Here is a 13,016-nt window from a genome sequence, read left to right as displayed (position 1 = left end):
GAGCAGTAATACCCCAGGGCTTTTTTTTTCGAAAAAAGACTAAATTTTAAAATGTCTGCCAGTGTTCTTCTTCTTTTTTTAACATTCTGCGCGGCGCTGGCGGCGTCGGTAATATTACTCTCGCCTCATCGCTGTCGCCCAGATGTAAACCGTTAGTTCTTTTTTCCAGCTCGAAGACCTGTTTATTCAGCACTTCTGAAGAACCCGCCAGCTCTTCGACAACCGCGACGTTCCCCTGGGTGACTTTCTCCAGTTCGGACAACGCCGTGGTAATTTGCTGAATCCCTTTTTCCTGTTCGTTAGTGGAAATAAATATATGGCCCATCAGGTCGTCGATATTTTCTGAGCCGGAAACAATATCCTTCATATTTTTTTCCGCTTCGGAGACGAGGCTTGCGCCCTGCAAAACATTTTGGTTGGTAATATCAATTAACGACTTGATGTTCTTGGCCGATTCCGAGCTTTTATGGGCCAGGTTTCTGACCTCACCGGCGACCACCGCAAATCCTTTGCCATGCTCACCGGCACGGGCCGCTTCAACCGCCGCATTCAGCGCCAGAATGTTGGTCTGGAAGGCGATGCTGTCGATGATGGTGATAATTTCCGTCATCTTGTTGGCACAGTCGGTTATTGAGGTCATGTTGGTGGTCAGCTTCTGCATCAGGTCGCTGCCGTGATTAGCCGAGCGATGCGCACCGCTGGTAATCCCGCTCAGCTGGCGGGTGCTGTCGGCATTATTTTTAGTCCCTGCCGAAATTTGCTCCATGCTGGAGGCCGTTTGAATCAGCATTGCTGACTGCTGCTCGGTTTTGACCGACAGCGTAGCGCTTTGCTGCGCCAGGCTTTCGGACAGCAGTTTGGCCGACTGAGAAGATTTACGAATATCCATCACCAGGGTCGTAATTTCAGCCGAAAGCGTATTTATGCCAGGTATTAATCGCCCGGCGCAATTATTACCAAACTCAGGGATATGTACCGATAAATTCCCCGAGTTAATTTCATCAATACTTCTCTTAACATGATTAATCGGCCGTACAAGATATATCGTCATGTACGTCCAGAGAGTGAAGAGTATCGCCACCCATGCAATATTAAGCATGGCTAAAATTGTAACATTTGCGGATAAAGCGAACGCCAAAAGATCAATAACTAAAAAGGATACAGCCAAGAAAAGGGCAATGACGCTTCGAACGCTTGCATTCTTAAGCATAGGTAATCCTGTAAATGGCTCGGGCGGGTATATTATTTATTACCTGGATTTATGGAAAATCCATCCAGCAAAAAAGATTAGAGTTATATCTCGACATAAGGCAACTGGAAGGATTTTAAAGCCGCACTTTTCGTTTAAGAGCGACGACTTTCTGAATATATCCGCGACGTTATGACACCAACAATGTAGCACAGCTGTCAGACCCTTAGTGACTTGCATTTTGATAGTCACTATGTCAATTTGTCGCCAGACGATAACCCGCCATCGGATCGATCCATGAAAAACGAACCTCTTTGCAGCGCCCCCTGCCCCATCTCCCGCAGCCTCGGCCGCATCGGCGACAGCTGGAGCATCATGATCCTTCGGGACGCATTAGCCGGTTTTACCCGCTTCGACGAGTTCCAAAAAAGCAGTAACGTCGCGCCCAATATTCTCTCGCGGCGCCTGAAGGAGCTGGTCGACGACGGTTTGCTGGAAAAGGTTTGCTACAGCAGCTCGCCGCCTCGCTATGAGTACCATCTCACCCAGCGCGGGCGCGACTTCCGTATGGTGCTGCTGGCGCTGGCTGAATGGGGAAACCGCCACTTCGCCCCAGAAGGGCGGCAGATGCAGCTGGTAGAAAGCGAAACCCAGCGCCCGGTGGAACCCATCCTCGCCGACAAAGAAACCGGGGAGCCGATTGTCCCCGGAAAATACACCATGGTGCCGGGCCCGGCCGCCTCGCCAATGATGAAGTACCGCCACGACTACCTGCAGCGCAAGCACGCCGGTGATACCGGGCTTAAATTCCAGCCAGAACCGTACAGAGAACCTCAGTGATGAACGCCGCCCATAAGAAAAAATTGATTACGCTGACCGTCCTCGGCGCAGCGGTGTTAGCGGCGGCAGGCTACGGCGCCTGGTGGTGGCACAGCGGGCGTTTTATTCAGTCCACTGACGACGCCTATATCGGGGGCGATATCAGCGCCATTTCCACCAAAGTGTCCGGCTATATTCAGCAGATTGCCGTGCAGGACAACATGGCGGTGAAAAAAGGCGACCTTCTTATTCGCATTGATGACCGCGACTACCAGGCCGCGCTGACAAAAGCCCAGGGTGAAGTTGCCGCTCAGCAGGCCGCGCTGGCGGATATTGCCGCGACACGCCAGCTGCAGCAGGCCACTATCCAGGGTTCGTCCGCCTCGGTCGCTGCCGCAGCGGCGGCCACGGAGAAGTCAGCCAACGACAACCGCCGCTATAACGCGCTGGAAGCCTCAAGCGCGATTTCAGCCCAGATTCGCGATAACGCCTCTGCGGATTATCGCCGGGCGCGGGCCGAACAGGGCAAGGCTCAGGCGGACAGAGCCGTTGCCGAGCGCCAGCTGGCCGTGCTGGACGCGCGCGAAAAACAAACTCAGGCCGCGCTGGAACAGGCGCAGGCTAATCTGACTATGGCGAAGCTGAATCTCAGCTATACGGAAATTCGCGCGCCTTTTGACGGCGTAATCGGCAACCGCCGCGCATGGTCAGGCTCCTTCGTCACCAGCGGCACGCAGCTGCTCTCGCTGGTGCCTTCACACGGGCTGTGGGTCGACGCTAATTTCAAAGAGAACCAACTGGCAAATATGCGTGCCGGTTTGCCGGTGACCGTCGTCGCCGACGTGCTGCCGAACCGCACTTTTAAAGGGCATATCGCCAGCGTGTCACCTGCCACCGGCTCTCGCTTTAGTATTCTCCCGGCGGAAAATGCCACGGGCAACTTCACCAAAATCGTCCAGCGCGTGCCGGTGCGGATCGCGCTGGAAGGTGACGGCGCAAAACTGGATGTGCTTCGTCCGGGACTCTCGGTCATCGTGACCGTCGATCAAAAGAGTACGCGATGAGCACCGCCCAGGCCGCACCGATGCCGCAGGGCATCTCTATGCCGATGGCAAAAAAGATCTTCGCCTTTGCCAGCATGTGCGTGGGGATGTTTATTGCGCTGATTGATATCCAAATCGTTTCTGCTTCGCTGCGGGACATCGGCGGCGGCCTTTCTGCGGGGGATGACGAAACCGTCTGGGTGCAGACCAGCTACCTGATCGCCGAGATCATTATTATTCCGCTGTCCGGCTGGCTCTCAAGGGTGATGTCCACCCGCTGGCTGTTTGCCGCCTCGGCGGCAGGCTTCACGCTGATGAGCCTGCTGTGCGGCTGGGCGTGGAATATTCAAAGCATGATTGCGTTTCGCGCCCTGCAGGGGCTGGCGGGCGGTTCAATGATCCCGCTGGTGTTTACCACCGCTTTCGCCTTCTTCCAGGGCAAACAGCGGGTTATCGCCGCCGCGACCATTGGCGGACTGGCTTCTCTGGCACCGACGCTGGGCCCAACCGTGGGCGGCTGGATCACCGAAAACTTTAACTGGCACTGGCTGTTCTTTATTAACGTGATCCCGGGGATTTATATCGCCGTAGCCGTCCCGCTACTGGTGAAGGTAGATACCCCAGATTTTTCCCTGCTGCGCGGCGCAGACTATTTCAGTATTTTGCTGCTGGCGGCTTCGCTCGGGTGCCTGGAATACACGCTGGAAGAAGGCCCGCGCTGGGGCTGGTTTGATGACAGCACCATCGCCACCACAGGCTGGATAGCGCTGCTGTGCGGTATCGCCTTTATTATTCGAACCCTGCGCCATGCGCAGCCGGTGATGGATCTCCGGGCGCTAAAAGACAGAACGTTTAGCCTGGGCTGCTATTTCTCATTTATGGCCGGGGTGGGCATTTTCGCCACGATCTATTTAACACCGCTGTATCTCGGCACCGTACGTGGCTTTAGCGCTCTGGAAATCGGCCTCGCCGTGTTTTCTACCGGCCTGTTCCAGGTGATGTCGATTCCGTTTTATTCGTGGCTGGCCAACCGGGTGGATCTGCGCTGGCTGCTGATGGCAGGGCTTATTGGCTTTGCTATTTCGATGTACAGCTTTGTGCCAATTACCCACGACTGGGGTGGCGATCAGCTGCTGCTTCCGCAGGCGTTTCGTGGCCTTGCGCAGCAGTTCGCCGTCGCACCGACCGTCACGCTAACCCTGGGCAGCCTGCCGCCTGCGCGACTTAAGCTCGCCTCCGGCCTGTTCAATTTGATGCGTAACCTGGGCGGCGCTATCGGCATCGCCCTGTGCGGCACGGTGCTGAATGACAGAACCAATCTGCACTACAGCCGCCTGGCAGACCATCTCAACACCGCTAACCTGGCGATGACGGATTTCGTCCAACGCGGCGCAGCAAGCCTCACCGCGCAGGGTTTATCGCCGGATGCCGCCACCAGCGGGGCGCTAAAAAACCTTTCTACCCTCGCGCTGCGCGAGGCGCGAACGCAGGCGTTTTCGGATGCTTTTTACCTGATCATGATCGGTTTTTTGATTGCTGCGATGCTGGTTCCGTTAATGAAAAAACCGCCGGCACACTGATAGATGGTTCCTCTCCTGGTGAGCTGTCTCTTAGTCACAAATAAGCATTCTGAAAGATCGGCTAAGGTTCCGTTCACTTCCAGTACAGTTTCATATGTCACCACCGAACCGGTGAACGTCTCGGGAGAATCACCGTCATTCCCCCGAGACCCCGGACTCCCGGCCAAATAAATCGACCGCTAAAGCGGCAGACCTCCGTTTTATCTCCCAGTCCTGGGTCGCCTGAGATGCGTTCCCGACGCTCTCAGCCTCCGGCCGTTCCCGACGTCCGGACCCTGGCCAGTCGGAGAAAAAACGGAGGCGATTTAAGCCGGAACCGTGCCTCGCTTCTTATTTTTACCCTCACCCTCTCCCTGGAAAGGAGAGGGAATAAAAAATGTTCCACTTTGGCTGTTTTCCCCCTCTCCCTCTGGGAGAGGGCCGGGGTGAGGGTGGAATTGCTCCCCGGCTCTCATCGCCCCCGGTTATGACCCAACTCAGGCGGGGTTGAGCTGCCGGGAGCAGCGAAAGAGAGCGATCGTCGGGAACGGATCGCGAACGACCCCGAATGTTTGGGTGATAGCCGGTGGGTTTACCGCTTCAGCGGCGATGAGCTCGCCGGGCGCCGGGGCTGTTCGGGGGATGGCATTATCCCCCGAACACGTTCACCGGTGCGGCTGCTGCATATAAAACAAGGCTGGAAGTGAACGGAATATTAACCAGTCCTGCATAATCATGGATATTTGTGACAAAGAGGCAAAAAAGGTGGGGCAACCCTACTCTCCAGCCTGAAACGCCTGCTGCAGCCACGCCTTAACCTGCTGCACGTCCTCTCTCCTGGCCTTTTCGCGGCTGCTGACAAAGTAGTAATTCGCTCCAGGGAGCGCGCCCGGCAGCGCGATATGCAATAGCCCCTGCTGAAGCGCGCGGCGAATCAGCAGTTCGCTCGCCAGCAAGATCCCCTGTCCGGCAATGGCCGCCTGAATCGCATGCGTTTCGTCATCAAAATGAATCCCGGTCTGCACGTCCAAATTCTCCGGCCCAAATACCGATTTCCAGTGCTGCCAGCTGGGCTCCGGGCTCGGCACGTGGCGGTTATCAATATGGAAGAGCGTCATCCCCGGCAGATCCTTCACGCTCCTGAGCTTCAGCTGCGGGCTGGCCACCAGCACAAACCTGTCGCTATGCAGCAGCGTGCTGTCGAGAGATTCGTCGGCCTGCATGCTGTAGCGCACGGCGCAGTCCGCCGTGGTGCCGTTGAGATCGGCCAGCGCCACGCTGCTGTGAAAGCGCAGCTCCAGCGAGGAATAACGCTGATGCAAAGCAGGCAAACGCGGTACCAGCCAGTTAGTCAGGAAATTCGAGGTGGTGCTGAGCGTGAGCGTGCCGGGGTGAGAGATCGTGGCTATAGACTCAACGGCGTCCCGCAGCGTGGTGAAAATGTTCCCGGAAGCACGAAACAGAATCTCCCCCGCCGGGGTGGGCGCCACACCGCGAGCCGAACGAATGAATAACCGCTGCTCCAGCGAGTCCTCCAGCAGGCGGATTTGGTGGCTGATGGCGGTAGGCGTGACGCCAATTTCGTCAGCCGCGGCTTTAAAACTGGCGTGGCGGGCCACGGCGTCAAAGGCCCGAACGGCCGTGAGTGGCGGAAGTCGACGATTCTTCATGAATGAATTTAACTCATCCTTTGCTGAATAATATGATTTTGATTGCACTATAAATAAAGGCGTAGCCTGTTATCCACGCACATTAATTGATGAAACTTATTCATCTAAAAGAAAATAGCAGGAAACGCCGATGACACAAACTTATGCGGTACCCGCCGCCGCTTCCGGGCGCTATAGCGCTTTGTTCGCGCCGGGAATAGCGCAGGCGCTGATCGCGCTGGACTATGCGATTGTCTACGTCGCGCTGCCTACGCTGGCTGAGGATCTAAACCTTTCTCTCAGCGAGATGCAGTGGGTTGTTTCCCTCTATGGCCTGGCGTTTGCCGCCCTGTTGCTGGCGGGTGGTAGCCTGTGCGATCGGCTTGGCGCTCGCCGCATGTTCAGCCTCGGCATGGCGCTGTTTCTACTTTCTTCGGTGCTGGGCGGACTGGCGCAAAACGGCACGTTGCTGCTCGCCGCCCGCTGCGGGCAAGGGATGGCGGCGGCGTTGCTGCAGCCTGCCGTTCTGGCGCTGATGGCGCAACGGTTTCACGGCGAGGCGCATCGGCGGGCGCTGGCAATCTGGAGCGCTATCGGCGCGCTGGGATTAGTCGCGGGCGTGATGCTGGGCGGCATACTGGCCGCGCTGGACTGGCGAACCATTTTCTTTATTAACGTGCCGCCGGGGCTTATCGCACTCTGGCTGGTTCGGCGGGATTTTTTACCGCTCAGCCCGCAGGGGGAGGCACAGCGGCCAGGCATGGGTTCGCTGGTGGGCTGTTTCGCCGCCGGAGCGCTGGTATGGGCGCTGATGCGCTATGGCGAAACCGGGCAGGCCGACTATCTGGCTAATCGCATCGCCGTTGCCATGGGGATCTTGTTTATCCTGCACGAGCGCTATGCGCCTCAGCCGTTACTGGCCCGCTCGCTTCGCGCCCTGCCGGGCTTGCAAACAGGCTGGCTCAGCAGCGCCTGTTATATGGCAAGCGTTGGCAGCCAGTTTTACGCCATGACCCTACTTTGGCAGCAGACTTTGCAGCAGGATGCCGTCACCACCGGGCTGATGTTCACGCCGCTCGCGCTGCTTATCGTGGCGGGCAATGCGCTGTATACCCGCCTGACCGCCCGCTACGCCAACGCAACCGTATTGGCCGCCGGGTTCGCCTGTTCGGCGCTGGGGCTGTGGCTGATTTCCGTCGGCTTAGCGTCGCCGCTGTCTGCGGTCTTTATCGGCGGGATTGCGCTCAGCGGGATTGGCCACGGGTTAATCTTCCCCGCGATGTTCGCCGTCGGCCTTTCAGCCACTCCGCTCGCCCAGCAGGGACGCGCCAGCGCGCTGATGGCCACCAGCCAGTATATGGCGGGGGCAATGATGCTGGCGGTACTCTCGGTTGTTCTCGGGCAGGCCCCTGATATGGGCGACTGGGCAACCGCCTTCCGGCTGCTGTGCGGTGCTGCTTTGGCAGGCATGCTGATAGCCGCATGCCAGAAAGCTCACTGAACCGGAGGGATTTTACGCCGGGAAAAGCCGGGATGACTCGGGCATGATGAATGCTACATTTATACTAAATGTTTAATTCTTCTCCCTTATCATCCAGTTTTCCCCGCGTTAAGGATCCCGATATGACCCAGCCAACTGAACAGGCTGATGCTAAAAACTACCCTGGACGCCTGGCTGCTGTGGTACTTACCGGCATCCTCGCCGGTATAGCGGGCATGCTTCTCGCGCTGATTTTACACGCTATTCAGCATCTGGCTTTTGGCTACAGCATCGACCAACTGGTGGGCAGCGAGACGTTTCTTCAGGGCGTAACTGATGCCTCGCATCTGCGCCGCGTGGCCGCAATTATTGGCGGTGGCGCCGTCGCCGGGTTTGGCTGGTGGCTGCTGGCGCGTTACGGCAAAAAGAGAGTGTCTATTGCCGCTGCCGTCGCCAATCCTGCGGTGCCGATGCCGACCGGCACCACCACTATTCATGCATTGCTGCAAATCATCACCGTCGCGCTGGGTTCACCGCTTGGGCGTGAAGTTGCTCCTCGAGAAATGGGCGCGCTGGCGGCGGGTATTCTCGCGCGGAAGTTCAGCCTGCCGCCGGACGAAACCCGCACGCTGATTGCCTGCGGTGCGGGCGCAGGCCTTGCTGCGGTGTATAACGTTCCTCTGGCCGGGGCGCTGTTCACCCTCGAGGTCTTGCTGCTTTCGTTTAGCTGGGAGAAAGCGCTGGCGGCGGTCATCACCTCTGCGGTGGCGGCCTGGGTTGCGACGCTTGGACTGGGGGATGAATCGCAGTATCACTTCGCCTCTTTTGCGCTTCCCCACGCGTTTATAGCCTGGGCCATTGTGGTCAGCCCGCTGCTCGGCTATGCCGCCTGGCTGTTTCGCAAAGCGACAACCAAAGTGAGAACGCAGGTAAAAACCAACTGGCAGATGCCGGTATTTTGCCTGTTGGCCTTTGCGCTGCTGGCAGCGCTTAGCCTGTGGTTCCCACAGCTGCCGGGCAACGGCAAAGGCCCAATGCAGCTTGCCATTAGTAATGGCCTGAGCGTTGACTATGCCGCGATACTGCTGGCGCTGAAAATGCTGGTGATCCTCGCCGTCCTGCGCGGTGGCGCTGAGGGAGGGTTGCTGACGCCGGGCTTAACGGTGGGTGCTTTGCTGAGCCTGCTGCTGGCCGTGGTCTGGCAGTTTGTCTTCCCTGGCGGGGACGTGGGCAGCTTTGCGCTGGTCGGCGGGGCCGCGTTTTTGGCCGCTTCGATGCAGATGCCGGTAACGGCCGTGGTGCTGGTGATGGAGTTTACCCATATGGACCACAGCTATTTTGCCCCTGCGCTGCTGTGTGCCGCCGGAGCCTATACGACCTGCCGGGTTTTGGATAAGAAGTATCAGTACTGAATCTCTTCGGGGTAAAACCCGGTAACCCGCAGAAGGTTACCGGGCAAGATGTTTAAAAGCCGTTATTTGGCTTCGTTGGCGTCCGCATTTCTCAGCATGCTTCTCACCGGAATAATCAGCGCAGCCAGCACAATGGCGCAGATGACCAGGGCAATAGACACGTGGGAGAACAGCTCCGGCATCGAGCTAAGCTGATCCTTTTTGATATGCCCGCCCATGATACCCGCCGCGAGATTGCCCAGCGCGCTGGCGCAGAACCACAGCCCCATCACCTGGCCACGCATTTTCTGCGGTGCCAGCAGGGTCATGGTTGCCAGGCCAATCGGGCTGAGGCAAAGCTCGCCGAGGGTCAGCAGCAGGATGCTTCCGACCAGCCAGAACGGAGAAACGCCGCTCTGCGTCGCCAGCACCTGGTTTGCTGCCGCCATCATTACCGCAAAGCCTGCCGCCGCAAACAGAATGCCGATAACGAACTTCGTCATGCTGCTCGGGTTAAGGTTGCGCTTAGCCAGCGACGGCCAGAACCAGCTAAACACCGGTGCCAGCAGGATAATAAACAGCGCGTTGATCGACTGGAACCAAATGGTCGGGATTTCGAAGCTGCCCATCTGGCGGTCGGTGTAGTCACGCGCAAAGATGTTGAAGGAGGTCGGCTTCTGCTCGAAGGCAGACCAGAAGAATGCCGCCGCAACCAGCAGGATCAGGCAGGCCAGCAGGCGTGAACGCTCGCTGCTGGTTAACCCGGCAAAGAAGAACATGAACAGGAAGTAGAGGCCCACGCAGGTGGAAATAATGTACGCGGAGCTTTTGGCGATAACCGTCGGGTTGAATGGAATTGTCCCGTTGGCGATCAGCACCACCAGCCCGGCTAGCAGCACCATCGCAAGCGTTACCCATTTACCGACGTTTTTACGCTCGGTCGTCGGGTGATTCCAGGTGGAGTCCAGCCCGACTTCTTTGTCGTAGCGGCGCATTTGCGGAATGGCGTAGAAGCGGAAGATGAACAGCGCAACCAGCATGCCCAGCCCGCCCAGGCCAAAGCCCATGTGCCAGCCGTATTTCTCATGCAGCGGGCCGATGATCAGCGGGGCGATAAACGAGCCCATGTTGATGCCCATGTAAAACAGCGAAAAGCCCCCGTCGCGGCGGGTATCTTCTTTTTTGTACAGCGTCCCGACCATCACGGTAATACAGGTTTTGAACAACCCGGTTCCCAGGACGATCAGCAGCAGGCCGACAAAGAAGAAGGTGTTGCCCACGAATGCCGACAGCGCAATCGAGAGATGCCCCAGCGCAATAATCAGCGAGCCATACCAAACGGCGCGGCGCTGCCCGAGCCAGTTATCGGCCAGCCAGCCGCCCGGTAAAGAGGTGATGTACACGCCGCCGGCGAAAATACCGACAATCGCGGAAGCCTGCTCAATCGGCAGCCCCATCCCGCCCTGAAGCAGCGCCGCACTCATAAACAGAATGAGCAGCGGGCGAACCCCGTAGAAGGAAAAACGTTCCCACATTTCGGTGAGGAAGAGCGAACTTAACGGGTACGGATGCCCGAAAAAGGTTTTTGTTTTTGTCGCAGAGTGACTCATCTGTGAACTCCCATAGGTTATCTTTTTTGATGCGGTGTTGATAAAACGCCGCTCACGGCGTTCTGTTGCTGTTTTTTAATCATAGGCTGGCATTCCGCCAGCGGCGGCTACTGTAGCGTAGATCTTCGAAAAACAGGCAAGGGGTAGAGCAACTTTATTGCTTAATTGATGCTTTTTAGAGTAAAAGTCGATTTAACTCTCATTTTACGATATAAAACTTTCATTAAATGCGCTTAACGCTTGACAACAAAATGCCTCATCACGTGCAATAAAACACTTTAAAAACAATATATTAAATATTATTACGTTTCTTTCACGCAACACCACTATTTAACCTACTCTTCCTCCGGGTTTACTCTGTCAACTGAGCCAAATACCTCGTTATTAGTCCACGAATCTAGTCCGGAAGGATAAAAAATCGACGCGACCTGTTCCATATACACATCCCTGAAACGTCACCTCGCTGACACGCAACGTTCATCTTGATCTTCTACCGTCGTGCCCAGAACGGTAAGAGGAGCGAATATGTTTAGTCTCGATAACGTACTTGACGACCTGTGGCCCCAGGCAAGGCCCGCGCCCTGGCAAAAAAACCTGTTAAGACGCCTGCTGCATGAGGAAGAATTCCAGGCCTTTGCCAACAATCATCCGCACCTCCGCGGGCTGGATATGATTGAACAAGTCCTGGATCACCTACACATCCGCTGCAATATCTCTCCCCGCGAATTAGAAAACATCCCCGAACACGGCCCCGTGGTGATTATGTCCAACCACCCAACCGGCACCCTTGACGGGCTGGCGCTGCTGTACGCCGTTTCCCGCGTTCGCCGGGATGTCAAAGTGGTGACCAACCGCCTGCTTAATCACCTCGAGCCGCTGAGTTCGCTGTTTATTCCGGTCGACAATATCAATGGCCGCACGCCTAAATCGTCTCTTGTGCTGATGGACAGGCAGCTGCAAAACGGCGGCGTGCTGATTTTCTTCCCGGCGGGCGAAGTTTCTCGTTTATCTCGCCAGGGCATTGCCGACGGGCACTGGCACACCGGCTTTATTAAGCTTGCCGCAAAATACCGCGTGCCGCTGCTGCCGGCGTTTATTCATGCCCGGAACAGCGCACTGTTTTATGCCAGCGCGCTGGTTTCCCCTGCGCTGCCGATGGTGCTGCTGATGCAGCAGATGTTTCGCCGCCGCAACTCCAACCTGCCGGTAACCCTTGGTCAGCGTATTCCGTGGGAAAGCTGGCATAGCCCGCAGCAGGCCCCGCGAGAGCTGGCTAAGAAGTGCCGCCAGCACGTTCAGCTGCTGGGCAAAGGACTTTCAGGCAAGTTCACGACGGAAAGCGCCATTGCCCGGGCGGAAGACCGCGCCACGCTGCGCCGGGAGCTGGCAAAAGCGGAATGCCTGGGCCGCACCGCCGACGACAAAGTGATTTATCTTTGGCAGCGCAGCGACTCAAAAGAAGAGGCTCCGCTGCTGCGCGAGCTGGGGCGGCTGCGTGAGATTGCCTTTCGCGCCGTGGGTGAAGGGTGCGGCAAACGCCGGGATCTGGATCGTTATGATGACGATTACCTGCATCTGATCCTCTGGGACGAACAGGATCTGGAGATCGTCGGCGCATACCGCTTTATGCCAACCGCACGCCAGATTGAAAAACGCGGCGTAGATGGGCTGTACAGCTACAGCCTGTTTCACTACGACGAGAAGATGGACAATGTGCTGCAGCACGGTATCGAGCTGGGGCGCAGCTTTATTCAGCCTCGCTACTGGGGCCGCCGTGGCCTGGACTATTTATGGTCGGGCATTGGCGCTTATCTCGCCCGTTACCCGCAGTACCGCTATCTGTTTGGCCCGGTATCTATTTCCGGAGGCCTGCCGCCGGACGCACGAGATCTTCTGGTGGCGTTTTACCGACTGTGGTTCCCGGCGAGTCATCCGCTTGCCGCCTCGCGTAGCCCATACCCGGCGAGCCTTCCCGCCGTGCTGGCGCAGTTCAAAGGGGAAGACTACGGTGAAGATCTGACGCGCTTAAAATCCCTGCTCAGTAATATGGGCTGCGGCATTCCGACCCTCTATAAGCAGTATTCAGAACTCTGCGAACCGGGCGGCGTACAGTTTATTGATTTCGGCAGCGATCCGGCCTTCAACAACTGCGTCGACGGGCTGGTTTTGGTTGATTTAACGTTCCTGAAAAAGAGCCGCTACGAGCGGTACGTCGGGATGCATTTATCGGGGCAGGCATAGCAGTTCTTTAAGGCGGGAGAAACAGCCTCCCGCCT

The 13,016-nt window shown here is 57.1% G+C and carries 9 protein-coding genes; 6 read left to right on the top strand and 3 right to left on the bottom strand.

Translation table 11 applies throughout. The features are described from left to right. Window positions 1–46: 46 nt before the first annotated feature. Window positions 47–1,210 carry a methyl-accepting chemotaxis protein gene (locus tag ACE38U_RS11390; protein WP_038479211.1) on the bottom strand — a complete coding sequence of 388 codons (1,164 nt, stop codon included), beginning with the start codon at window positions 1,208–1,210 and terminating at the stop codon, window positions 47–49. 276 nt (window positions 1,211–1,486) lie between these two features. Here ACE38U_RS11390 and ACE38U_RS11385 point away from each other — a divergent pair, with 276 nt between their 5' ends. Genes ACE38U_RS11385 through ACE38U_RS11375 form a run of 3 tightly spaced genes read left to right on the top strand, consistent with a single transcriptional unit; the run spans window position 1,487 to window position 4,631 of the window. Then, on the top strand, window positions 1,487–2,029 hold the full coding sequence (locus tag ACE38U_RS11385) for a winged helix-turn-helix transcriptional regulator (protein ID WP_375529768.1): 543 nt from the start codon (window positions 1,487–1,489) through the stop codon (window positions 2,027–2,029). Continuing rightward, on the top strand, window positions 2,029–3,072 hold the full coding sequence (locus ACE38U_RS11380) for an HlyD family secretion protein (protein WP_255483314.1): 1,044 nt from the start codon (window positions 2,029–2,031) through the stop codon (window positions 3,070–3,072). The genes ACE38U_RS11385 and ACE38U_RS11380 overlap by 1 nt, the downstream gene beginning before the upstream one ends. Next, window positions 3,069–4,631: a DHA2 family efflux MFS transporter permease subunit gene (locus ACE38U_RS11375; RefSeq protein ID WP_375529767.1), complete on the top strand. Its 1,563-nt coding sequence runs from the start codon at window positions 3,069–3,071 to the stop codon at window positions 4,629–4,631. Before ACE38U_RS11380 ends, ACE38U_RS11375 begins: the two co-directional genes overlap by 4 nt. 755 nt (window positions 4,632–5,386) lie before the next feature. Here the strand turns inward: ACE38U_RS11375 and ACE38U_RS11370 are convergent. Next, on the bottom strand, window positions 5,387–6,280 hold the full coding sequence (locus ACE38U_RS11370; protein WP_375529766.1) for a LysR substrate-binding domain-containing protein: 894 nt from the start codon (window positions 6,278–6,280) through the stop codon (window positions 5,387–5,389). A gap of 130 nt (window positions 6,281–6,410) precedes the next feature. Between ACE38U_RS11370 and ACE38U_RS11365 the strand changes: the two genes are divergently transcribed. Together ACE38U_RS11365 and ACE38U_RS11360 are read left to right on the top strand one after the other, a co-directional pair. Continuing rightward, the gene (locus ACE38U_RS11365) at window positions 6,411–7,760 is read left to right on the top strand and encodes an MFS transporter (RefSeq protein ID WP_375529765.1); all 1,350 of its coding nucleotides are present in this window, start codon (window positions 6,411–6,413) and stop codon (window positions 7,758–7,760) included. 122 nt (window positions 7,761–7,882) lie between these two features. Continuing rightward, complete coding sequence (locus ACE38U_RS11360; RefSeq protein ID WP_375529764.1) at window positions 7,883–9,151, top strand: chloride channel protein; 1,269 nt, start codon at window positions 7,883–7,885, stop codon at window positions 9,149–9,151. Window positions 9,152–9,213: 62 nt separating this feature from the next. Here the strand turns inward: ACE38U_RS11360 and ACE38U_RS11355 are convergent, their stop codons facing one another. Next, window positions 9,214–10,740: a peptide MFS transporter gene (locus tag ACE38U_RS11355; RefSeq protein WP_038479190.1), complete on the bottom strand. Its 1,527-nt coding sequence runs from the start codon at window positions 10,738–10,740 to the stop codon at window positions 9,214–9,216. Between the two features lie 525 nt (window positions 10,741–11,265). On the opposite strand from ACE38U_RS11355, the gene olsF reads away from it, so the two are divergent. Next, window positions 11,266–12,981, top strand: coding sequence for a bifunctional ornithine lipid synthase OlsF (olsF, locus tag ACE38U_RS11350; RefSeq protein WP_375529763.1), 1,716 nt, complete (start codon window positions 11,266–11,268; stop codon window positions 12,979–12,981). The last annotated feature ends 35 nt before the right edge of the window (window positions 12,982–13,016 follow it).

This window comes from Cedecea selenatireducens (assembly GCF_042138895.1).
GTDB lineage: Bacteria > Pseudomonadota > Gammaproteobacteria > Enterobacterales > Enterobacteriaceae > Cedecea > Cedecea selenatireducens.
Note: the sequence above shows the minus strand (reverse complement) of the source record. Positions and strands in the feature narration are given on the sequence as shown.

What these genes read in the sequence shown, in the direction of transcription:
- ACE38U_RS11375 (WP_375529767.1), top strand. Translation starts at nt 3,069, where the DNA reads ATGAGCACCGCCCAGGCCGCACCGATGCCGCAGGGCATCTCTATGCCG.
- olsF (WP_375529763.1), top strand. Translation starts at nt 11,266, where the DNA reads ATGTTTAGTCTCGATAACGTACTTGACGACCTGTGGCCCCAGGCAAGG.
- ACE38U_RS11370 (WP_375529766.1), bottom strand. Translation starts at nt 6,280, where the DNA reads ATGAAGAATCGTCGACTTCCGCCACTCACGGCCGTTCGGGCCTTTGAC.
- ACE38U_RS11360 (WP_375529764.1), top strand. Translation starts at nt 7,883, where the DNA reads ATGACCCAGCCAACTGAACAGGCTGATGCTAAAAACTACCCTGGACGC.
- ACE38U_RS11365 (WP_375529765.1), top strand. Translation starts at nt 6,411, where the DNA reads ATGACACAAACTTATGCGGTACCCGCCGCCGCTTCCGGGCGCTATAGC.
- ACE38U_RS11385 (WP_375529768.1), top strand. Translation starts at nt 1,487, where the DNA reads ATGAAAAACGAACCTCTTTGCAGCGCCCCCTGCCCCATCTCCCGCAGC.
- ACE38U_RS11390 (WP_038479211.1), bottom strand. Translation starts at nt 1,210, where the DNA reads ATGCTTAAGAATGCAAGCGTTCGAAGCGTCATTGCCCTTTTCTTGGCT.
- ACE38U_RS11380 (WP_255483314.1), top strand. Translation starts at nt 2,029, where the DNA reads ATGAACGCCGCCCATAAGAAAAAATTGATTACGCTGACCGTCCTCGGC.
- ACE38U_RS11355 (WP_038479190.1), bottom strand. Translation starts at nt 10,740, where the DNA reads ATGAGTCACTCTGCGACAAAAACAAAAACCTTTTTCGGGCATCCGTAC.